General features: G+C 73.1%; 19 protein-coding genes. 7 read left to right on the forward strand and 12 right to left on the reverse strand.

Annotation, left to right across the window (positions count from 1 at the left end; genetic code table 11):
* Positions 1–344: 344 nt before the first annotated feature.
* Positions 345–917 carry a hypothetical protein gene (locus tag UO65_RS20230; RefSeq protein WP_035285004.1) on the reverse strand — a complete coding sequence of 191 codons (573 nt, stop codon included), beginning with the start codon at positions 915–917 and terminating at the stop codon, positions 345–347.
* A gap of 58 nt (positions 918–975) precedes the next feature.
* Here UO65_RS20230 and UO65_RS20235 point away from each other — a divergent pair, with 58 nt between their 5' ends.
* Positions 976–1,794 (forward strand): MOSC domain-containing protein, encoded by an 819-nt coding sequence (locus tag UO65_RS20235; protein ID WP_035285006.1) that lies wholly within the window; start codon positions 976–978, stop codon positions 1,792–1,794.
* Between the two features lie 4 nt (positions 1,795–1,798).
* Here UO65_RS20235 and UO65_RS20240 read toward each other — a convergent pair whose 3' ends face one another.
* Both UO65_RS20240 and UO65_RS20245 read right to left on the reverse strand, forming a co-directional pair.
* On the reverse strand, positions 1,799–3,382 hold the full coding sequence (locus UO65_RS20240) for a GMC family oxidoreductase (protein ID WP_035285007.1): 1,584 nt from the start codon (positions 3,380–3,382) through the stop codon (positions 1,799–1,801).
* 66 nt (positions 3,383–3,448) lie between these two features.
* The gene (locus UO65_RS20245; protein WP_035285009.1) at positions 3,449–4,462 is read right to left on the reverse strand and encodes an NAD-dependent epimerase/dehydratase family protein; all 1,014 of its coding nucleotides are present in this window, start codon (positions 4,460–4,462) and stop codon (positions 3,449–3,451) included.
* A 248-nt stretch (positions 4,463–4,710) separates the two neighbouring features.
* Between UO65_RS20245 and purS the strand changes: the two genes are divergently transcribed.
* Genes purS through purL form a run of 3 tightly spaced genes read left to right on the forward strand, consistent with a single transcriptional unit; the run spans position 4,711 to position 7,888 of the window.
* Positions 4,711–4,950 (forward strand): phosphoribosylformylglycinamidine synthase subunit PurS, encoded by a 240-nt coding sequence (gene purS / locus UO65_RS20250; protein WP_035285010.1) that lies wholly within the window; start codon positions 4,711–4,713, stop codon positions 4,948–4,950.
* A complete protein-coding gene (gene purQ / locus UO65_RS20255) occupies positions 4,947–5,618 on the forward strand; it encodes a phosphoribosylformylglycinamidine synthase subunit PurQ (RefSeq protein ID WP_035285011.1) in 672 nt (223 codons plus the stop codon). Before purS ends, purQ begins: the two co-directional genes overlap by 4 nt.
* Positions 5,615–7,888: a phosphoribosylformylglycinamidine synthase subunit PurL gene (gene purL, locus UO65_RS20260; protein ID WP_035285013.1), complete on the forward strand. Its 2,274-nt coding sequence runs from the start codon at positions 5,615–5,617 to the stop codon at positions 7,886–7,888. Before purQ ends, purL begins: the two co-directional genes overlap by 4 nt.
* Positions 7,889–7,988: 100 nt before the next feature.
* On the opposite strand, the gene UO65_RS20265 is transcribed toward purL, so the two are convergent.
* Entirely contained in the window at positions 7,989–9,476 is a 1,488-nt protein-coding gene (locus UO65_RS20265) for an aldehyde dehydrogenase family protein (RefSeq protein ID WP_035285015.1), read from the reverse strand.
* 49 nt (positions 9,477–9,525) lie between these two features.
* Between UO65_RS20265 and UO65_RS20270 the strand changes: the two genes are divergently transcribed.
* Positions 9,526–10,167: an MBL fold metallo-hydrolase gene (locus UO65_RS20270; RefSeq protein ID WP_035285037.1), complete on the forward strand. Its 642-nt coding sequence runs from the start codon at positions 9,526–9,528 to the stop codon at positions 10,165–10,167.
* Between the two features lie 141 nt (positions 10,168–10,308).
* Positions 10,309–12,060, forward strand: coding sequence for a S8 family serine peptidase (locus UO65_RS20275; RefSeq protein ID WP_052021406.1), 1,752 nt, complete (start codon positions 10,309–10,311; stop codon positions 12,058–12,060).
* Between the two features lie 64 nt (positions 12,061–12,124).
* Here UO65_RS20275 and UO65_RS20280 read toward each other — a convergent pair whose 3' ends face one another.
* The 8 genes from UO65_RS20280 to UO65_RS20315 all read right to left on the reverse strand — a co-directional run bounded on the left by UO65_RS20280 (position 12,125) and on the right by UO65_RS20315 (position 19,305).
* Positions 12,125–12,832, reverse strand: a complete 708-nt coding sequence (locus UO65_RS20280; protein WP_233427767.1) for a DUF2334 domain-containing protein — start codon at positions 12,830–12,832, stop codon at positions 12,125–12,127.
* A 51-nt stretch (positions 12,833–12,883) separates the two neighbouring features.
* Positions 12,884–13,765 (reverse strand): phosphoribosylaminoimidazolesuccinocarboxamide synthase, encoded by an 882-nt coding sequence (locus UO65_RS20285; RefSeq protein WP_035285017.1) that lies wholly within the window; start codon positions 13,763–13,765, stop codon positions 12,884–12,886.
* 35 nt (positions 13,766–13,800) lie between these two features.
* Complete coding sequence (locus tag UO65_RS20290; protein WP_035285019.1) at positions 13,801–14,664, reverse strand: hypothetical protein; 864 nt, start codon at positions 14,662–14,664, stop codon at positions 13,801–13,803.
* Positions 14,661–16,046, reverse strand: a complete 1,386-nt coding sequence (locus UO65_RS20295; protein ID WP_035285021.1) for a lipase family protein — start codon at positions 16,044–16,046, stop codon at positions 14,661–14,663. The genes UO65_RS20290 and UO65_RS20295 overlap by 4 nt, the downstream gene beginning before the upstream one ends.
* On the reverse strand, positions 16,043–16,885 hold the full coding sequence (locus tag UO65_RS36875) for an ESX secretion-associated protein EspG (protein ID WP_035285024.1): 843 nt from the start codon (positions 16,883–16,885) through the stop codon (positions 16,043–16,045). The genes UO65_RS20295 and UO65_RS36875 overlap by 4 nt, the downstream gene beginning before the upstream one ends.
* The gene (locus UO65_RS36880) at positions 16,885–17,406 is read right to left on the reverse strand and encodes a hypothetical protein (RefSeq protein WP_035285031.1); all 522 of its coding nucleotides are present in this window, start codon (positions 17,404–17,406) and stop codon (positions 16,885–16,887) included. Before UO65_RS36880 ends, UO65_RS36875 begins: the two co-directional genes overlap by 1 nt.
* Positions 17,407–17,473: 67 nt before the next feature.
* Entirely contained in the window at positions 17,474–18,415 is a 942-nt protein-coding gene (locus UO65_RS20310; RefSeq protein WP_052021407.1) for a hypothetical protein, read from the reverse strand.
* 56 nt (positions 18,416–18,471) lie between these two features.
* On the reverse strand, positions 18,472–19,305 hold the full coding sequence (locus UO65_RS20315) for a lysozyme (protein WP_035285034.1): 834 nt from the start codon (positions 19,303–19,305) through the stop codon (positions 18,472–18,474).
* Between the two features lie 325 nt (positions 19,306–19,630).
* Between UO65_RS20315 and UO65_RS20320 the strand changes: the two genes are divergently transcribed.
* Positions 19,631–21,787 (forward strand): putative bifunctional diguanylate cyclase/phosphodiesterase, encoded by a 2,157-nt coding sequence (locus UO65_RS20320; protein WP_233427768.1) that lies wholly within the window; start codon positions 19,631–19,633, stop codon positions 21,785–21,787.
* Positions 21,788–21,842: the final 55 nt, after the last annotated feature.

Genomic DNA, 21,842 nt, shown 5'->3' on the forward strand with positions numbered 1-21,842 from the left:
GGCTTGCACATGATCGCTTCCCCCACCCAAGCAAATCCACCCACCCGGGCATATCCGTAGCCGGGCCGGCGGCTGCGAGGGTGGTCGCCTGCTGCGCACGGTGGGGTTCCAGGTGCCAGGCCGCCGGGCTGGCGGATGGGCGCTGGCTGCGCACGGTGGGGTTCCAAGTGCCTGACCGCCAGGCCGGCGGTGGGTGGGGTGGTCGGCGGCTGCGTCCGGTGGGGTTCCGGGTGGGTGGTGGCTGCGCCGGTGGGGTCGGGCGTGGCTGGCCGCTGGGCCGCCGGTTTGGGTGGCTGGTCGGCCGCTGCGCCGGCGGGGCGGGGCGGCCTGCTTTGCCTGTGGGCTCAGAAGCCCCAGGACCAGCCGCCGTTGCCTTCCAGGGTGCCGGGGCGGAAGACGATGGTGCCGGTGGTGAAGCGGGTGTCGAGCACGATGCGGCCCCGGTAGGTCTTGCCCGCTTTGCTGAGCACCGGCAGGCGGTCGGTGGTGGGGTAGCACTTGTCGGCGGCCGGGGTGCGGACGTCGGTGTCCTGGGTGTTGTCGGGGCCGAGGACCTTGAAGTCGGCGGTGTTGAGGTCGGTGAGGGTGGTGCCGTCGTAGTTGGGGCCGGTTTCGGCGGTGATGGTGATCGCGACGAAGTGGCCGTTGGTGGCCTTGGTGCGGGACTTGGCGGTGCACCTCGGGTCGACCTGGATCTTGTCGAACTGGAAGGAGACCATCAGGCCCAGGGCGTCGTCGCGGATGCCCGCCGGTTCGCCGAGGCGCTTGGGGAGGAGGGTGACGACCTTGGCCGTGGGGGTGGGGGCGGCCGAGGTGGGTGTGATGCCCGACATGGTGGGGTCGCCCTCGACCGTGGTGGTGCAGGCCGCCGTCAGCGCGGCGGCCGCCGCCGCAAGCAGGACCGGCCTGGCGCGCACGGGTGCCTCCCCTCGCGTTCGCGGTACCCATTCTCCCACGTCGCGGTAGTTTGGCGAGGTGGCAACGGTTTCCGCACTGGTGTACTACCCGGTCAAGGGCTTCGCCGGGATCGCGCTCGACGAGGCCGAGGTGACCGGGACCGGTCTGCTCGACGACCGGTTGCTGATGGTGGTATCGGCTGATGACGGTGTTTTCTTGAGCCAGCGGACCCACCCGGCGATGGCCGCGGTGCGCCCCGCCCCGGTGCCCGGTGGCCTGCGGCTGGCCGCGGGCGGCACCGACGTGGAGATCGAGATCACCCCCGACGGGCCGCGCCGGGCGGTCAGCCTCTTCGGGCACTGGTTCGGTGAAGGCGTCGACCAGGGTGAGCGGGCGGCCGAGTGGTGCTCGGAGGTGCTCGGTGCCGCGGTGCGGCTGGTCCGGGTCACCCCGGAGCACGACCGCGACGGCTGGGGGCTGCACCCGGGCAAGGTCGGCTTCGGCGACGCGCACGCCCTGCTGCTCACCTCGGAGTCCTCTTTGGACTCGCTGAACGGGCGGATCGCGGCCACCGGCGCCGCCCCGGTGCCGATGGACCGCTTCCGCCCCAACGTCGTCGTCACCGGCTGGGCCGAACCGCACACCGAGGACCGGGTGCGCCGCCTGCGCGTGGGCAGCGCCACCCTGGGCTACTCGACCAGGGCGATCCGCTGCGCGGTGCCCACCGTCGACCAGCGCACCGGGGTCCGGTCCGGGCCGGAGCCCGTGCGCACCCTGGCCGCCTACCGCCGCGAACCGGAGTTCGACAACCGGGTCAGCTTCGGCGCCAAGCTCGCCGTGCTGGCGCCGGGCGCGGTGGCGGTCGGCGACCCGGTCGCCGTTGACGAGTGGGGCTGAGCGGTCAGGACCGGATCAGGTCGGCCGCCTTCTCCGCCAGCATGATCGTCGGGGCGTTGGTGTTGCCGCGCGGGATGAGCGGGAAGACCGAGGCGTCGACCACGCGCAGGCCCTCGACGCCGTTGACCCGCAGGGCCGGGTCGACGACCGCGGTCTCGCCGGTGCCCATCGAGCAGGTGCCGACCGGGTGGTACAGGGTCTGCGTCCAGGTGCGGATGTGGTCGGCCAGCTCCGAGTCGGACAGGTCGTCCGCCCGGTCGGGCAGGAACGGGGAGACCAGGTAGCGGCCGATGCTCGGCTGCCGGGCGATGTCCCGCAGCATGCGGGTGGCGGCGATGGTCGCCTCCAGGTCCGCCGGGTCGGCGTAGTAGGCCGGGTCGATCAGCGGGCGCCAGCGCGGGTCGGCCGACCGCAGCCGCAGGGTGCCCCGGCTCTTCGGGGCGACCAGGGTGGTGGCGGAGGTGAAGCCCTTGGCCGTGGGCTCGCGCATGCCGTTGTCGTAGAACATGGTCGGCGCCACGTGGAACTGCATGTCCGGGGCGTCGAGGCCGTCGCGGGTGCGCACGAAGCCGCCGCCCTCGCCGATGTTGGACGACAGCGGGCCGCGGCCGAGGGCCTGCCACTGCAGGAGCCTGCCGGGGGTGACGAAGTCGGTCATGTCGCTGGTGCCCCTGGTGGTCCAGATGACCGGGGACGCCGGGTGGTCGTGCAGGTTCTCCCCGACGCCCGGCAGCGACACCGCCACGTCGATGCCCAGTTCGCGCAGGTGCTCGGCGGGCCCGATGCCGGAGAGCATCAGCAACTGCGGGGAGTTGACCGCCCCGCCGGAGAGCAGCACCTCCCGCTCGGCGCGCACCACCGACGTCTGCCCACCGCTGAGGTATTCGACGCCGACCGCGCGGCCGCCGTCGAGGACCACGCGGGTGCTCAGCGCGCCGGTGCGCACGGTCAGGTTCTTGCGCCCCAGCGCGGGCCGCAGGTACGCGTCGGCGGTCGACCAGCGGCGGCCCCGGTGGCAGGTGACCTGGTAGAGGCCCACGCCCTCCTGCTCGGCGCCGTTGAAGTCGTCGTTGCGCTTGAGCCCGGAGGCGACCGCGGCCTCCACCCAGGCGGTGGTCAGCTCGTGGGTGTAGCGGCGGTCCTCCACGTGCAGCGGGCCGTCGGTGCCGTGCAGCGGGCCGCCGAGCCGGGTGTTGCGCTCGGCCCTGGTGAAGTACGGCAGCACGTCGTCGTGGCCCCAGCCGGTGGCGCCGTGCGCGTCGCGCCAGGTGTCGTAGTCGGCCCGGTTGCCCCGGATGTAGATCATCGCGTTCATCGACGAGCAGCCGCCGAGGGTCTTGCCGCGCGGCCAGTACGCCGAGCGCCCGCCCAGGTGCTTCTGCTCGACGGTCTCGTAGTTCCAGTCCCACCTGGTCTTGAACAGCGACGAGAACGCGGCCGGGATGTGCAGCTCGTCGGCGTCGTCCGGCCCGCCCGCCTCCAGCAGCAGCACCGAGGTGCCGGGGTCCTCGCTCAGCCGGGCCGCGAGCACGCAGCCCGCGCTCCCCGCCCCCACGACGACGTAGTCGAACGATTCCCGAACCGCCACGTCGGCCTCCTCGCCACCGGGGACATCACCCCTGATCCTGCCCCTTCCCGGCGCCGGGGGACAGCCTCACTCCCCCGCGGACCCGCCCAGCGCGGCCAGGACCTCCTCCTCTTCCGCCCGGGACAGCCCGGCCTTGCGCTCCCGGTCGAGGCCCAGTTCCCGCTCCCGGTCCAGGGCGCCCGCCACCGCGTCCACCAGCGCCCGCGGTGTCAACCCGGCGGCCAGCGCAGGCCCGGCGTCGCGGGCGGTCATGTACCGGTGCGTGGCGGGCAGCCACAGCGGCAGCGAGCGCGGCCCGCCCCACGGCGCGACCCGCAGCTCGGCCAGCCGCTCCTCGGGCACCCGGACGAACTCCACGTCGCCGCCCACCGCCTCGGCGACGTCGGACAGCAGGTCGAGCAGCGCGCCGGAGGGCCCGATGCCGTCGTACACCCCGGTGGTGCCCTTCTCCCCGGCGTCGACGATCCAGGCCGCGAGGTCGCGCACGTCCACGTACTGGGTCCGCAGGTCGGTGTCGGGCACCACCACCCGGCCGCCGCGGGCCAGCCGCGCGGGCCAGTGGCCGAACCGGTCGGACTCGTCGCCCGGCCCGGTGATCAACCCGGCGCGCACCACGAACGACCGGTCCGCCCCGGCCGCCCGCAGCACCGCGTTCTCGCTGGCCACCTTGATCGAGCCGTACCGGTCCGGGTCGTCGCCGAGGGTGTCGCGGCTGCCGTGCTCGGCGCGCGGGGGCAGCAGCGGGTCGCCCACCCCGGTCGGCGGGACGCCGAAGTCCGCGTACGCGCTGACCGAGGACACGAACGACCAGTGCCCGACCCGGTCGGCCAGCGCCTCCAGCGCCCGGCTCACCCAGTCGTAGGAGATCGGCGCGACGTCGACGACGGCGTCGAACCGCTCGCCCGCCAGCGGGGCCAGCCCGTCCGGGGCGTCCCGGTCCACCTTCACCAGCCGGGCCCCGGGGGGCACGTCCCCGGCCAGCCCGCGGGCAGCGCACACGACCTCGTGCCCGCGCGTCACCGCCTCGGCCGCCACCGCGCGGCCGAGGAACCGCGTCCCACCCAGAACAAGGAGTCGCATGCCCTCACCCTGTCCCGGGCACCGGCGGGCACGCCAGTCTTCTCGCCGGCAGCGAACATCGAACGCACGTTCGAGTGATGTCGGGCGCGGGAGGTGGCGCCCGGGTGCTGAGCGGGCGTTCACTGGTGTTGTCCCAGCAGGGTGTCGGTGGTGCGCGTCACCGTCGGGCGGCCGGGTCGGAAGAGTGAACCCCCAGGTCAGGTACGCTTCTGCGGTACCGGCCCCGCGAAATTCAGGAGCAGCCAGCCGTGCCCCGAGTCGTCGTCGACGTCATGCCCAAGCCGGAGATCCTCGACCCCCAGGGACAAGCCGTCGCGCGCGCGCTGCCCCGCCTGGGGTTCGACGGCGTGTCCGATGTCCGTCAGGGGAAGCACTTCGAGCTGGAGGTCGACGACTCGGTCGACGACGCCACGCTGGCGAAGATCGCCGAGGGCTTCCTGTCCAACCCCGTCGTGGAGGACTTCGTGGTCCGGCGGGTGCAGTCGTGAGGGTCGGGGCGGTCACCTTCCCCGGCACCCTCGACGACACCGACACGCTGCGCGCGATCGCCGCGAGCGGCGCCGAGGCGGTGCCGCTGTGGCACGGCGACGCCGACCTGCGCGGTGTCGACGCGGTGGTGCTGCCCGGCGGCTTCTCCTACGGCGACTACCTGCGCGCCGGTGCCATCGCCCGGTTCGCCCCCGTCATGGGTGAGGTGATCGACGCCGCTCGCGGGGGGATGCCGGTGCTGGGCATCTGCAACGGCTTCCAGGTGCTGTGCGAGGCGGGCCTGCTGCCGGGCGCGCTGCTGCGCAACGCCGGGCTGCACTTCGTCTGCAAGGACCAGTGGCTCAAGGTGGAGAACAACACCACCGCCTGGACCTCGCGGTACGAGCCGGGCGCGGAGATCATCATCCCGTTGAAGAACCAGGACGGCCGGTTCGCCGCTCCCCGGTCCACTGTGGACGAGCTGGAGGGCGAGGGCCGGGTGGTGTTCCGCTACCTCGGCGACGACCCCAACGGCTCGCTCGGCGCCATCGCCGGGATCAGCGACAAGACCGGGCGGATCGTCGGCCTGATGCCGCACCCCGAGCACGCCATCGACGCGCTGACCGGCCCGTCCGACGACGGCCTCGGCATGTTCCTGTCCGCCCTCGACAGTGTGGTGGCCTCATGATCGACACGGTCGACAACGCCAAGAACACCCCCGACCAGGAGCAGCCCTACCGCGAGCTGGGCCTCAAGGACGACGAGTACGCCCGCGTCCGCGAGATCCTGGGCCGCCGCCCCACCGACGCCGAGCTGGCCATGTACTCGGTGATGTGGAGCGAGCACTGCTCCTACAAGTCCTCCAAGGTGCACTGGCGGCACTGGTCGGCGAACACCACGCCGGAGATGCAGGCCAAGATGCTCGCGGGCATCGGCGAGAACGCCGGGGTGGTCGACATCGGCGACGGCTGGGCGGTCACCTTCAAGCTGGAGTCGCACAACCACCCGTCCTACGTCGAGCCCTACCAGGGCGCGGCGACCGGCGTCGGCGGCATCGTGCGCGACATCATGGCGATGGGCGCCCGCCCGCTGGCGGTGATGGACCCGCTGCGCTTCGGCGCCCCGGACCACCCCGACACCCGGCGGGTGCTGCCCGGGATCGTCGCGGGCGTCGGCGGCTACGGCAACTCCCTCGGCCTGCCCAACATCGGCGGCGAGGTCGTGTTCGACAGCTCCTACCAGGGCAACCCGCTGGTCAACGCGCTGTGCGTCGGCGCGATGCGCGCCGAGGACCTGCACCTGGCGCACGCCACCGGCACCGGCAACAAGGTGATCCTGTTCGGCGCCCGCACCGGCCTCGACGGCATCGGCGGCGTGTCCGTGCTGGCGAGCGAGACCTTCTCCGGCGACGAGGGCGGCACCGGTCGCAAGAAGCTGCCCGCCGTGCAGGTCGGCGACCCGTTCACCGAGAAGGTGCTCATCGAGTGCTGCCTGGAGCTGTTCCGCGAGGGCATCGTGGTCGGCATCCAGGACCTCGGCGGCGCCGGGCTGTCCTGCGCGACCAGCGAGCTGGCCAGCGCGGGTGACGGCGGAATGGTGGTGCAGTTGGAGAAGGTGCCGCTGCGCGCCACCGGCATGACCCCGGCCGAGGTCCTCTCCAGCGAGTCGCAGGAGCGGATGTGCGCGGTGGTCAAACCGTCCGATGTGGACGCGTTCATGCGCGTGTGCGCCAAGTGGGACGTGATCGCCACCGAGATCGGTGAGGTCACCGACGGCGACAACCTGGTCATCACCTGGCACGGGGAGACCGTCGTCGACGTGCCGCCGCGCACGGTGGCGCACGAGGGCCCGATGTACTCCCGGCCCATCGCCCGCCCCGCCGACCAGGACGCGCTGGTCGCCGACGGCCCGGAGAAGCTGCCCCGACCGTCCACACCGGACGAGCTGCGCGCGCTGGTGCTGCGGATGGCCGCCTCGCCGAACCTGGCCTCGCGGCGCTGGGTCACCGAGCAGTACGACCGCTACGTGCGCGGCGGCACCGTGCTCGCCCAGCCGTCGGACTCCGGCATGATCCGGGTCGACGAGGAGACCGGGCGCGGCGTCGCCCTGGCCACCGACTGCAACGGCCGGTTCGTCAAGCTCGACCCGTACACCGGCACCCAGCTCGCGCTGGCCGAGGCGTACCGCAACGTCGCCGTCTCCGGCGCCACCCCGCTCGCGGTCACCAACTGCCTCAACTTCGGCTCGCCGGAGGACCCGGCGGTCATGTGGCAGTTCGAGCAGGCGGTGCGCGGGCTGGCCGAGGGCTGCAAGGAACTGGGCATCCCGGTCACCGGCGGCAACGTCAGCTTCTACAACCAGACCGGCACCACGGCGATCCTGCCCACCCCGGTGGTCGGCGTCCTCGGCGTCATCGACGACGTCCGCCGCCGCATCCCCACCGGGATCGGCGCCGAGGCGGGCGAGACGCTGCTGCTGCTCGGCGACACCCGCGACGAGTTCGGCGGCTCCGAGTGGGCGCACGAGGTGCACGGCCACCTCGGCGGCACCCCGCCGAAGGTCGACCTGGCCCGGGAGAAGGTGCTGGCCGACGTGCTGCTCGCGGGTTCCCGCGACGGCATGGTCTCCGCCGCGCACGACCTGTCCGACGGCGGACTGGCGCAGACCCTGGTCGAGGCGTGCCTGATCGGCGAGGTCGGCGCCCGCGTCTTCCTCGACCAGGACCAGGACCCGTTCGTGCAGCTTTTCAGCGAGTCCGCGGGCCGCGTCCTGGTGGCGGTGCCGCGCTCGGAGGAGCTGCGGTTCACCGAGATGTGCGTCGCCAGGGGCCTGCCGGTCCGCCGCACCGGGGTGGTCGACCCCGAGTCGGACGCGCTGGAGTTGCAGGACATCGCCACCATCCCGCTGCCCGAGCTCCGCGAGGCCTGGGAGGGCACCCTGCCCGCCCTGTTCGGCTGATCAGCCAAGCGGAAGGCCCCCGACCTGGACCAGGTCGGGGGCCTTCCGCTTGTTCCCGCCGGAACAAGCCGACGCGTGGTGTTTCCGTCGGAAACGGCCGTCAGCGGCGCCTGCCGTGCAGGAGCGTGATCAGCTTCGCCACCTGGGCGTCGACCTTGGCGCCCCGGGCGAACGAGGTCAGCGTCAGCGGTGCGGTGAACCGCTGCCGGGTGATGGCCTTGGCCCGGCCGAACTCGCGCAGCCCCTCCGGGCCGTGGATGCGGCCGAAGCCGGAGTCGCCGCTGCCGCCGAACGGCAGCGACGGCACCCCGGCGAAGCTGATCACCGAGTTGACCGAGGTCATCCCGCTGCGCAGCTTCCTGGCCAGCTCCATGCCCCGCGCCTTGGCGAACACCGAACCGCCCAGGCCGTACTTGGAGTCGTTGGCCTTGGCCACCGCCTCGTCCATGTCCCGGACCTTGGCGATGGTCAGCGTCGGCCCGAAGGTCTCCTCGCGGACCGCCGACGCGTCCTCCGGCACGTCCACCAGCACCGTGGGCTGCACGTACTTGTCGCCCACCGAGTCGGCGCCGCCGACCACGGCCCGCCCACCGGCCGCCAGCGCCTCGGTGATGTGGCGGCGGATGATGGCGAGCTGCGCGGGCATGGTGATCGGGCCGATGGCGGCCGAGTCGTCGTAGCCGGGGCGGACCGCGCCCGCCTTCTCGGTGACCGCGGCGACGAACCGGTCGTAGACCTTCTCGTGCACGTAGACGCGCTCGATGCCGGTGCAGGTCTGGCCCGCGTTGGACATCCCGCCCCAGACCGCGCCGTCGGCGGCGGCGTCGACGTCGGCGTCCGCGTCGACCAGCATGGCGTCCTTGCCGCCCGCCTCGATCAGCACCGGGGTCAGCGTCTCCGCGCAGGCGGCCATGATCTTGCGGCCGGTGGCGGGCGAGCCGGTGAAGGCGATCTTCGCGACCCCCGCCCGGCACAGCGCCGCGCCGGTCTCGCCGTAGCCGGTGACCAGTTGCAGCACCGGCTGCTCCGGCACCGCCTCGGCGAACGTGCGCACCAGCCACTCACCCACACCGGGGGTGTACTCGCTGGGCTTGAACACCACGGCGTTGCCCGCGGCCAGCGCGTACGCGATCGACCCCATCGGCGTGAACACCGGGTAGTTCCACGGCCCGATCACCCCGACGACGCCCAGCGGGTGGTACTCCACCGACGCCGCCTGGTTCGACATGAGCAGGCCGGGTGAGCGGCGGTGCGGGCCGAGCACCTTCTTGGCGTTCTTCGCCGCCCACGCCGTGTGGTCGATGGCGAGGATGATCTCCAGCATCGCGTCCGCGTGCGGCTTGCCGGTCTCGGCGTGCACCACGTCCGCGAGCTGCGCCGCGCGCCGGGTCATGGTGCCCTTCCAGCGCTGCAACCGCTCGGCCCGGCCCGCGAAGCCCAGCGACTCCCACCACGCGGCGGCGGTCTCGGCGCGGCGCACGGCGGCCCGCACCTCCTCGGCCGTGTGGACCGGGTGGGTGCCCACCACCTCGTCCGTGGCCGGGTTGAGCGACTCGAAAGTGGTCTGCTTCGACTGCACGCTGGTCATGCCTCCAAGCTACCCAGCGGTAAGCCCGGGTGGCGATACCATGACCGGTGTGAAGGTGACGCACTTCGGGCACTCGTGTGTGCTGCTGGAGACCGGTTCGGCGGCGCTGCTCATCGACCCCGGGGCGTTCTCCTCCGGTTTCGAAGACCTGCGCGACCTCGACGCCGTGCTGGTCACCCACATGCACGCCGACCACCTCGACGGCCCCCGGCTGGCCGAGCTGATGGCGGCCAACCCGCACGCGGAGCTGGTCCTCGACGCCGCTTCCGCCACCGAGGCCGCCAAGTCCGGGCTGACCGGGCGCACCGTGCGCCCCGGTGACGGGCTGGAGCTGGGCGGGGCGCGGGTCGACGTCGTCGGCGGTGCGCACGCCGAGATCCACCCGGAGGTCGAGGTCCCGCCGAACCTGGGCTACCTGGTCGACGGCGGCGCGTTCTACCACCCGGGCGACTCGTTCTTCGTGCCCGACCGGCCGGTCGACGTCCTCGGCCTGCCCACCGGCGCCCCCTGGTTGAAGCTCGGCGACGCGGTCGAGTTCTTCCGCGCCGTCGCGCCCCGGGTCGCGGTGCCCATCCACGAGCAGACCCTCAGCCGGGCCGGGATCGACATGTCGCACCACCGGTTCGCGGGCCTGGCCCCCGAGGGCGCCGAGGTGAAGGTGCTGGCACCGCGGGAGACCACGGCGGTCTGATCCACCGGGTCGGGTGAATCCGGGGGTTTTTCCGATCCCGGGCGTCCCGCGCGGCCCGTGCCGCCGTCTGCTGGTGTGACGGGGCGCCCTGCCCCGGGCTGCCCGGCCCGGGAACGCCCCCAGAGTCGTCCGGAGGACATCGTGTTCCTGCGTTCCCACTCCCGGCTCCGCCGCGCGGCCACCGCCGTCGCGCTCGGGGTCGGACTGATCGCCGTGCCCGCGACACCTGCGGTCGCCGCCCCGACCAGTCCTGCCACGGCGAACGCCGCCGCGGCGGGACTGCGCTCCTACCTGGTGATCACCGCCCCGAACAACACCGGCGGCGCCAAGACCGCCGTGGGCGCCAATGGCGGCACGGTCTACGCCTCCTACGACGCGATCGGCGTCGTCGTGGCGCACTCGGCCGCCGCCGACTTCGCGCCCAGGATGCGTGCGGTGACCGGGGTCCAGCAGGTCGGCGCCACCCGGACGACCGACGTGCCCGCCGCCGCAGCCAACCCGGCCATCCCCGCCGCGCCCGCCCAGAGCACCCCCACGGCCGCCGAGACCGCCCGCGCCGACATGACCCAGATCGGCGCCGACCAGGCCTGGGCGGTCAACCCCGGTTCCCCGACGGTGACCGTCGGCATCCTCGACACCGGGGTTGACGACCAGCACTACGACCTCAAGGCCAACTTCGTCGCCGCCAAGTCCGCCTCCTGCGCCTACGGCAGGCTCGACACCCGGGCGGGGGCCTGGCGCCCGGTCGGCGACCACGGCACGCACGTCGCGGGCACCGTCGCCGCCGCCCGCAACGGCAAGGGGATGGTCGGCGTCGCCCCGGCCACCACCATCGCCGCCGTCCGCGTCGCCGAGCCGACGACGCAGATGTTCTACGCGGAGAACACCATCTGCGCCTTCGTCTTCTCCGGCGACATGGGCTTCAAGGTGACCAACAGCAGCTACTACGTCGACCCGTGGCTGTTCAACTGCCCGAGCGACCTCGACCAGGCCGCGATCCTGGAGGGCGTCCGGCGGTCCGTGGCCTACGCCGAGGGCAAGGGCGTGCTGAACGTGGCCGCCGCGGGCAACCAGAACTACAACCTGGCCGCCAAGACCACCGACACCAGCAGCCCGGACGACTCCACCCCGGTCAGCCGCCCGGTCACCACCCCGTGTCTGAGCCTGCCCGCCGAGCTGCCCTCGGTGGTGGCCGTCTCCTCGATCACCTCGTCGAACACCAAGTCCTCGTTCTCCAACTACGGCACGGACAAGGTCTTCACGGCCGCCCCGGGCGACAACGTCTACTCCACCATCCCGGGCGGCGGGTACGGCGCCATGTCGGGCACCTCGATGGCCTCCCCGCACGTCGCGGGCGTGGCCGCCCTGCTGGCCGCCGCCGACCGCACCGCCACCCCGGCCGCGCTCCGGGCGAAGCTGGCCGCCCAGGCCGACGACCTCGCCTGCACCGACTCCCGCTGCGCCGGGACCACCGCGAAGAACAACTTCTTCGGCGAGGGCCGGGTGGACGCCAAGGAGGCCGTGGGCGCCCCGACCGGCACCGGCCCGTCGTTCGAGAACACCACCGACGTCCCGATCCCGGACGCGGGCGCGGCCGTGACCAGCCCGATCACCGCCACGGGCGTCGCAGGCACCGCCCCGGCCACCCTCAAGGCCGACGTCAACATCACCCACACCTACCGCGGCGACCTGGTCATCGACCTCATCGCCCCGGACGGCACCGCCTACCGGCTCAAGAACTCCTCCAGCAGCGACTCGGCGGACAACGTGATCGCCTCGTACACGGTCGCCGCCGCCGCGGGCGAGACCGCCAACGGCACCTGGAAGTTGCAGGTCCGCGACATCTACAGCAGCGACACCGGCTTCATCAACTCCTGGAAGCTCACCTTCTGACCCGACCCCGGAGCCCCGGTCCCGTGCTTCGGGGACCGGGGCTCCGTCGTGCGCCGGGAGGTGATCAGCGCCTGATCGGCTGGGGTGCGACCAGCGCCGCGTAGGTGGCGGGGGTGGCGTTGTTGCCGAGGGCGACGTCCACCGCGTCGAGGACGGCCTGGCGGGGGCCGGGGCGGGTGAGGTCGGCGGCGGCCACCGCCAGGCGGAGGGTGGCCTGGCGGCGGGTGGTGCGGGCGGCGGCGAGGACCAGGGCGAAGCAGCGGAGGGTTTCCGTGCTCTCCCGGCGGCCCGGGGTGTCCCGGTGGCCCAGCGACTGGACCTTCGCGCGGTGGGCCTCACCGGTGCGCAGGTCGTGGACGGCCAGGGCGTCCGCGCACAGGCGGAAGCCCCGGGCGCGCAGCGCGGTCCTGGTGCCGGGGGACGCCAGCCAGCGGGGGCCCGCGAAGCCGTCGGCGGTGAGACCGGCCCGTTCCATCGCGGCCATGGCCGCGGTCAGCCGCAGGCCCGCCTCGTGGGCGGGCAGGGCGGCGAACTCCGGCCTGCGGCCCCGGCGCACCACGCCGGGGTTGGCGGCGTGGTCGGAGCCGTGCATCAGGACCGCGTCGGAGGTGCGGGTGCGAATCCAGGCGAGGGTGTCGGGGGTGGTCAGCCGGGGGGCGACGAGCAGGGTCAGCGGAACGCCGCGGGTGTCGAGGGCTTCGGCGAGGTCGGCGCAGGAGGACAGGGTCCGGGGGTCGACACCGGACAGGGAGACCAGCAGTCGGGCCGTCACGACACCCAGGACACCGCACCGGGGTGTACCCGAGGTGTCGCGGACGGTGACCTAGGCGATCCAGTCCGCGAAATCGCGTCCGGTGACCTGCTCGTAGGCCTGGACGTAGCGCGACCGGGTGGCCGCGACGACCTCGGCGGGCAGGGCGGGCGGCGGGGTGTCGGAGGCGCGGTCCCAGCCCGACTCGGGGGAGGTCAGCCAGTCGCGGACGTACTGCTTGTCGAACGAGGGCTGGGCCGCGCCGGGCACCCAGGTGTCGACCGGCCAGTAGCGCGAGGAGTCCGGCGTCAGCACCTCGTCGCCCAGGACGACCTGACCGTCGCGGAGGCCGAACTCGAACTTGGTGTCGGCCAGGATCACCCCGCGGGTCTCGGCGTGCGCGGCGGCGCGGCCGTAGACCGCGAGGGTCAGCGCGCGGACCTCCGCGGCCAGCTCGGGGCCGATCTCGGCGACCACGGCGGCGTAGTCGACGTTCTCGTCGTGCTCGCCGACCGGGGCCTTCGTCGCGGGGGTGAAGATGGGTTCCGGGAGGCGGGAGCCCTCGACCAGGCCGGGGGGCAGGGCGATGCCGCAGACCGACCCGGTGCGGTTGTAGTCCAGGGTGCCCGAGCCCGCCAGGAAGCCGCGGGCGACGGCTTCGACCTGGAGCATCTCCAGCCGCCGCACCACCAGCGCGCGACCGCGCACCTCGGCCGGGATGCGCTCGTCGTCCCAGGCCACCAGGTGGTTGGGGACGAGGTCGGCGAGCAGTTCGAACCAGAAGACGCTCATCGCGGTCAGGACGCGACCCTTGTCCGGGATCTCCGACTCCAGCACGAAGTCGTAGGCGGACATGCGGTCCGAGGCGACCAGCAGCAGGTGGTCGTCGTCGATCGCGTGCAGTTCGCGGACCTTGCCTGCGGCGATCTGGGGGTAATCAGCGAGCGTGGGCACGTTTGCGCAGCCTACGGCCGTGATCGGCCGCACGCTCAGCCGGGCGGGACGCAGTCGGCCATGGCCACCCGCACGTCGAACTGCACGGTGGTCTGCCCGGAGGTCGACGTCCGCTTGTCCAGGAACGACGACACGGTCACCGGGTGGCCCGCGATGACCTGCTCCGCGTCGACCCAGGAGCGCTGCCCGGCCAGCTTGGGCTTGACCGACCAGCCCTCCCGGACCGCGGCGACCAGTCGCTCGTGCACCGGTGGGACGTCGGTCGACTCGGGCAGGGTCGTGCTGGTGTCGGCGGCCAGGCGCAGGCCGAACCGGTCGCCATCCTGGCAGGTGGTCAGCCAGGCGGGCGGCGGCTCGTCCGTATCGACCGGGAACAGCGCCGCGTCCAGGTCCACCCCAGCGGCCGCGGCGAACCGCAGGGCCAGGTCCCGCGCGGGCGGGAACACCGCGGTCAGCGCCGCCCGCTGCGCGTCGGTCGGCTCCGGGCGGGAGAACGCGTCGTCGGGCAGGGCCTCGGTGGGTTGGGTGCTGCACCGGTTCGACTCGGCGCGGACCGTGGCCCGGTCGCCGTCCAGGGTGACCGCCAGCCTGCGGTTGTCCCGGCCGGTGAGGGCGAGGGCGTAGCGGTCGGTCACCTGCGGCTGCCAGCCCGCCGCGACCGCCGCCGCCCGCAGCCGGTCGACCCCGGTGGCGGGCAGCGCGGCGTCCGCCCAGGCGAAGACCTTGCTGCCCGGGTCGGCGTCCAGCGCGGCACCGCAGGTGCGGGCGCCGAAGGTGGCGTCGGCGAGCAGGGCGCGCACGGCGCCCTCGAAGTCGGCCGGGACCTCGGCGGGCTGGGATTCGGTGCAGCCCGCCGCCAGCAGCAGACCCGCCAGGACCGACGCCGCGCGCTTCTTCACTGCTTGCGTTCCACCTTGTACTGGTGCGTGTCCACCGAGGTTCCCCCGGTGAAGTTCCCCAGGCCGTCGCGGAAGCGGACGACCGACGGGTCGGTGCTGCCGTCGAGTTGGCGGGCCGCCGCCTCGTAGTTGGCGTCCTGCCCGTCGGGGCCGCTGATGGCGTGGTTGCCGCCCGCGGTGCCGGTCTGGTTGTCGAAGGTGACCGTGGTGCGGTTGTCCGTGGCCGGGTTGTCGCGGGCGTCGAGGTGCGGGACCACGTCGCCGTTGTTCTCCAGCGACAGCACCTGCACGCTGTCGGGGACCGGGATGTTGCCGACCGGTGAGCCCGCGGTGATCACGTGCGTGACGTTGTACTGGCCATTGGTCACGAAGTCGTTGGCGGCGCGGGCGGCGATGATGCCGCCCTGGCTGTGCCCGACCAGCATGACCGGCGCGTCGGCCGGGACGCCCGCGCGTTGCAGCGCCTGGTCGATGCCCTTTTGCAGCACCGTCTCGTTGCCCGCCATGCCGTCGACGTTGACGCCGAAGTCGTTCGCGCTGCCCTTGTCGCCGCCGGGCAGGTTCCACACGTTGGTGCCCGGAACGTCGACGATGTAGCCGGTGATGTTGCCGTTCGCGTCCTTCACCGCCTTGACGTCGATGTTGGACCCCTCGCCGCGCACGTCGGAGTTCTCCGAGTTGCGGAAGTCCAGGCCGTCGATGAGGTCGCCGAGGCCGCCGGGCGGGGTGGTGGCGCGCGGGTCGGTGGCGGTGCCCTTGTCCAGCAGTTGCGCGTCGCCGTCGGGGTAGGCGTCGGCGATCAGGCCGGTGAGCGAGCCCAGGGTGCTCGGGAAGCCCATCGCGCTCAGCGTGCCCGGGGTCATCCCGAGCAGGGTGTCGACCATGCCGGGGTGCTCGACCAGCCAGCGCTGCCAGTCGCCGTCGTAGTTGAGGTGCACGTCGGCGGCGATCACCGCGGCGGTGCCCCCGGCCGCGGCGGCGGTGCCGAGCAGGCCGGTGGAGCCGATCGCCGCACCGGCCAGCCAGCGGCCCGCCGCCAGCGCCTGGGCGTTGAGGTCGTCGGTGAGCTGGTAGGCCTGGTTCGTCGCCTGCAGCGCCAGTCCGCGCAGGCCGATGGCGGCCGAGGTCGCGGTGAGCCCGCTGGGGCCGTCCAGCGCGCCGAGCAGCGCGCCCTCGAACCGGACCAGCCCGGCCGGGTTGAGGATGCCGGAGGCGACGACGTCGGCGTCGGCGAGGTAGCGGTGGCTGGTCATGGCGATCGTCAGCGTCTGGCCCGCGACGTCGTCGGTCAGCCCGCCCATGGCCGCGAGGTCCTCGTAGACCGCGTCGCTGCCGCCCGCGCCGCCCTCGACGTTCAGGTTGGTGACTCCGGGGCCGGTCATGTCAGTGCCTCCGCCACGTAGGGGGCCAGCCAGACCCCGATCTCGTCCCGCTCCACCGGCGCCAGCTCGACGAGCCGCCGGTCCGTGCCGACCGCGGCCGGGCGGATGCCCACCCAGCCGGTGTCGCTGTGCAGCCAGGTCAACTGGGCCGACCGCACCTGGGGCCGGTCGCTGCTCGCGTGGACCACCGCGGTCGCCAGGCAGCGCAGCACGCCGTCGGTGCGGCGCACGACCTCCTGGGCGAACGCCGCCTCCGCCTCCGGCAGCCTGAGCACGTCGAGGACGTGCGCGGCGGCGCCGGGGTCGGCCTCGCGCATCAGGTCGGCGATGCCGAGTTCGTGCAGCGCGTCCAGCGGCACGCTCCCGCGCAGCGGCGCCTCGGTCACGGGGTCGTCCAGCAGCGACCCGAACCCGCCCGCCTGCCACGCCGGGACCGCCCGCACCAGCTCGCGGCCCAGGTCGACCGCGGCGAACAGCGACAGCTCCACCGCCGCCTCCGGCAGCAGGAACAGCGACGCCCCGAGCGCGCCGTTGAACGCGTGCAGGCTGCGCGAGCCGCGGGCGCCGACGGTGGCGGTGGTGTCGATCATGATCCGCGGCGCGGCGAGCACCCGCAGGTTCGCCTCCACCGACGGGTGCACCGTGGTCAGGTCGCCGGAGCCGCGCAGCATGCCCCGGTCGAGCAGCGCCGCGGCCTCGGCCCCGGTGGTGATGTCCGGTGCGGGCGCCCACTCCGGCGGCAGGTCGAACCCCGACTCGGCGACCAGGAAGGCGTACTCCGCCGCGGTCAGCACCAACCGGTGCGGGGCGGTGACCGGCTGGTCGGTGGCGGCGGGCACTAGGACGCCACGCCCTGGGCCCGCATGTACTCGCCCACGTCGAGCCACTGCTTGTCGCCGAACGGCGGCAGGCTGTTCGGCTGGTACTTCCAGCCCTCCCACGGCGGCCGGGGCGGCTGCGGGGAGTCCCCACCGAAGCCGAGCGCGTCGCCCACCCCGCGGGCCACGTCGGCCACGGCGTTCTTGAAGCTCTCCACGGCCTGGTTGAACCGGTCGATGGCCCCGTTGAACCAGTTCACGACCTGCTCGCCGATCCGCTTGATCGCGGCGATCAGCTCGCGCACCTGCTGCGCGTGCTGCCGCAGCGCCGCGGCGGCGGCGTCCAGCTTGTCCGCGGTGGCGTCGAGCTTCTTGCGGTCGGCGGCGATGGTCTCCCGGCAGCGGTCGGCGGCGATGGACTTCCACCGCATCCCCCGCGCCTGGGTGTCCATGTCCCGGCCGTGCTTGCGGACCTCCTCGGCCCGCTGCTCGATCTGCCCCGCCAACCGGTCCAGCTCGTCCGGGTCGCCGTAGAACGCCACCTGCCACCCCCAGGGGTCGGAACTCCTCGACAGTGGTGGACGGGACCCGGCGCGTTCCGGTTCCCCGTCAACCGGGGGAATCTTCGCCGATCCCGGGGGCTCCGGGGAAGCGCGCGCCGTCGAACTTCGTCGGGCCCAGATACCTGACCCGGGCCAACCGGACGCGCGAGTCGGCCGTGAAGCCGCTGAACCACGCCTTGCGCTCGAAGACCACGTCGTCGGCGTGCAGGATGCCGTGGCTGCGCGCGGCGGTGAACCAGGCGTCGCCGTGCACGTGGCAGCTCCACAGCGAGTTCGACTCGTGCAGGTTCGCGCGCCGCAGGGTCAGCTCGCCGACGACGCGCTCGGAGATGTCGAAGTACTGCAGGTCGGCGCCGGTCAGGTTGAGGTCGTAGTGCGGCGTCCCCGGCGTCTCGTCGGCGGTCCTGGGCAGCAGGTCGGCGATCACCCGCTGCGCGGTCAGCCGCACCTGCTGCTCGCCGAGGTCCACCGCGCCGGACCGGTCGAACGGCCAGCGCAGGTAGGCGCAGCACACGTCGAGCACGGTCTGGGTGTACTCGGGGCGGCTGCGCGCGACGCCCGCCAGCACGTGCAGCGCACCCACCCGCACCTGCCCGGCCGGGTTGCCCAGCAGTTCCACGGCCCTGGCGAAGCGCTCGTCGGCGACGCGCTCGCGGTCGTGCCGGGTGCGCTCGGACTCCAGGTCCTGGCGCAGGCGCTCGACGTCGTGTCGCTGCTCGTCGGTGCGCCGCTTGCGGTCGTTGAGCCACAGCGCGTACAGCGCGACCACGGCGCCCGCGGCGAGGCCGCCGGTCTTGAGCGCCTCGCCGCGGTTGGGGTTCGGTTCGCCCAGCAGCCAGCCCGACACCAGCCCGAGCAACCCCACCGACAACAGGATCGTCGCCGCCAGCCACAGCCGCTCGCCGCGCGAGCGGCGCAGGAGCCCGACGACCCCGGTGACCGCGCCCGCGAGCAGCGACACCGCGCCGGTGATCACGAAGGCCCACATCACGCGGCGGAAGCTACCGGACCCGGGAGCCGCGCCCGCGGCCCCCGGGTCGCGGATCAGCCGTTGGCCATCGCCTGGAGCCGGTCGATCGCCCCGTTGAAGTAGTTCGTGTCCAACGGCGACGAGGTGTACTGCCAGAACGTCCACACGCCCCAGTTGTAGGGCAGCGTGCCCACGCTGGAGCTGTAGCGGGCGACCCACAGCGGGTTGGTGCCCGCGAACGCCTGGGCGCTGCCGACGCACTGCGACCACCAACTGGTGCTGGTGTAGAACACCGCGTCGCGGCCGGTGCGCGCCCGGTAGGTGTTGGCGAAGTCGCGAATCCAGGCCGCCATCGACGCCTGCGACAGGCCGTAGCAGGTGGCGCCGTACGGGTTGTACTCCAGGTCCGCGACCCCCGGCAGGGTCTTGCCGTCGCGCGACCAGCCGCCGCCGCTGGAGGCGAAGTAGTTGGCCTGCTGCGCGCCGGAGGACACGTTGGGCAGGGCGAAGTGGTAGGCGCCCCGGATCATGCCGACGTTGTAGGAACCGGTGTACTGCTGGGAGAAGTACGGGTTCTTGTAGGTCAGGCCCTCGGTCGCCTTGACGTAGGCGAACCGCTTGCCCGCGTTCCAGTGCGCCTTCCAGTCCACATTGCCCTGGTAGCTGGCGACGTCGATCCCGGACAGGGTGGCCTGGACACCGGGGTCGGCGGCATCGCCCGACCGGGTGTCAACGCCCTCGTGCTCGCGGATCTGCGAGCCCATGGTGTGGTTCGTGGTCCGGTCGGCTTCGTCGCCGTCCTGGCCTGCGTTCGCCTGCGGGACGGCGACGAAGAGACCGATGGCGACGGCTGATGCGGCGAGCGCGGCGGCCAAGCCGCGTCTGGTGCCGCGAGCGGTGGACTTCATGGGGAGGTCCTTTCCGAATGCCCTCGAGACGAACAGCTGTACAGGGAGTGGCTGCCCGGATCTCGATTGTTATCGGTTCACCACCCACTTGTCACGCTTTTGTGTGAATTGATCACTGAATATGCAGGAAAGTAGGGGGAGCTGCATTGACGTGCGGTGTCGCACTGGAAAACTCCCCACAAGATCACCTACCCTCGACTCCGCCATGTGATCGGCTGAACGCGGTGGGTGAGCAGCGGCGAAACGACCTGCGAATCCCGCATCCGGGCTGGCCACCCGCCGTTGTACAGGCGAAACTCTTCGACGGACCGCGGAGGGAGTGGTGGTGGGCAGCACGGTGCCGGACGGGACGGAACGGGACGGGGTCTCGGCGTTCGCCGAGGTGTGGGCGGCCGCGCTCGCCGAGACCGGTTACGCGGGCATGGACCAGCGCACCCTGGTCGCCCGGGTGCGCGAGTACACCGAGGTGCTGGCCGAGGCCGTGCGCACCGAGCGGTTCGCGCCGGAACCGGTGGAACGGGTCGGGGTCGCGGTGGTCGAGCTGCGGTTCGCCGCCGCCCGCACGCTGGCCGCCTCCGTGCGGCTGATCGGCGAGGACCTGCTGCGCGCCGTCGGCGCCGAGGGCGACCCGACCGCCGCCCGCCGGGTGCCCGCGGTCCAGGGCGCCTTCGCCGCCGGGTTCACCACCGCCATGCAGGACCGCATCTTCCGCGACCAGGAGGCCATCCGCCGGGCCGCACTGGACGCCCGCCGCGGCGCGGAGTCGGCGCTGCTGGCCAGCGAGGCCCGCTTCCGGGCCATGTTCACCCAGGCCGCGGTCGGCATCTGCATCAGCGACGCCGACGGCCACGTGATCGAGGCCAACGCCGCCCTGGCCGACATGCTCGGCTACCGGGTCTCCCAGCTCCGCCACATGCCGGTCACCGAGCTGCGCCACCCCGACGAGGACCCGGAGGCGGTCAACTCCCTGGACGCGCTGCGCAGCGGCGAGCGCGACCACTTCCGCGGCGAGCGGCTGCTGCGCCGCGCCGACGGCAGCCCGCTGCGCACCGACCTGTCGGTCAGCCTGGTGCGCGACGAGGTGGGTGTCCCGCAGTTCCTGGTCGCCATGGCCGAGGACGTCACCGAGCGCCACCAGCTCCAGCAGCGCCTGCGCCACCAGGCCGACCACGACCCGCTGACCGGCCTGGCCAACCGCGCCCTGTTCGCCGAGCGGCTCGCCACCGCCTTCGCCCGCGGCGACGACCACCGCGTCGGCCTGTGCTACCTCGACCTCGACGGCTTCAAGGTCATCAACGACAGCCTGGGCCACGACATCGGCGACGAGCTGCTGGTCGCCATCGCCGCCCGGCTCGACCACCTGGTCAGCGCCGAGGACCGCATGGTCGCCAGGATGGGCGGCGACGAGTTCGTGGTCCTGGTGGAGAACAGCACCCGCGCGAACCTGGAGGCCCTCGCGGGCCGCATCCTGCGCGCCCTGGCCGAACCGATCCCCATCGGCGGCCACCGGCTCGTCGTCTCCGCCTCCATCGGCCTGGTCGAGCGGGCCGTCGCCGACGCCACCCCCGCTGAGACCATGCGCGACGCCGACGTGACCCTGTACTGGGCGAAAGCGGATGGGAAGAACCGCTGGGTCGCCTACGACCCGGAGCGCAACGCCCGCGAGGTCGCCCGCTTCACCCTCTCCGCCCGCATGCCCGCCGCCGTGGAGAGCGAGGAGTTCTACGTCGACTACCAGCCGATCGTCCGGCTCAGCGACGGCGCCATGACCGGGGTGGAGGCCCTGGTCCGCTGGGCGCACCCGGAGTTCGGCAGGCTCGGCCCGGACCGCTTCATCGGCCTGGCCGAGGAAACCGGCCTGATCGTGGCCCTGGGCCGCTGGGTCCTGCGCGAGGCCGCGGGCCAGGCCCGCCGCTGGCGCGACCGCTACGGCGACCGCGCCCCGGTGGTCAGCGTCAACCTGGCCGCCCGCCAAACCCAGGAACCCGACCTGGTCGCCGACGTCAGCACCATCATCGCCGCCGCGGGCCTCCCCCCGTCGAGCATCCAGCTCGAACTGACCGAGAGCGCCATCATGGGCACCACCGGCGGCCCCCTGCGCACCCTCCGCGAACTGGCCGACCTGGGCATCCGCATCGCCATCGACGACTTCGGCACCGGCTACTCCAACCTCGCCTACCTCCGCCACCTGCCGGTGCACGCCATCAAGCTCGCGGGCTCGTTCATGGAGGGCGTCGGCAACCCGCACACCCTCGACCCCGGCGACGAAACCATCGTCACCACCCTGGTCTCCCTCTCCCACGCCCTGGGCCACCAGGTCATCGCCGAGGGCGTGGAGGACTCCGCCCAAGCCGACCGCCTCCGCGAAATCGGCTGCGACAGCGCCCAGGGCTGGCTGTTCGCCAAGGCGGGCCCACCGGGGGAGATCGAGCGCATGCTCGACCAGCAACTCCTCACCGCCCCAGCCCAACGCACCCGCTGACCCGCCCACCAGCCCCGCCGAACCCCACCGGCGCAGCAACCGACCACCCCACCAA

This window comes from Actinokineospora spheciospongiae (genome assembly GCF_000564855.1).
GTDB classification, from domain to species: Bacteria; Actinomycetota; Actinomycetes; order Mycobacteriales; family Pseudonocardiaceae; genus Actinokineospora; species Actinokineospora spheciospongiae.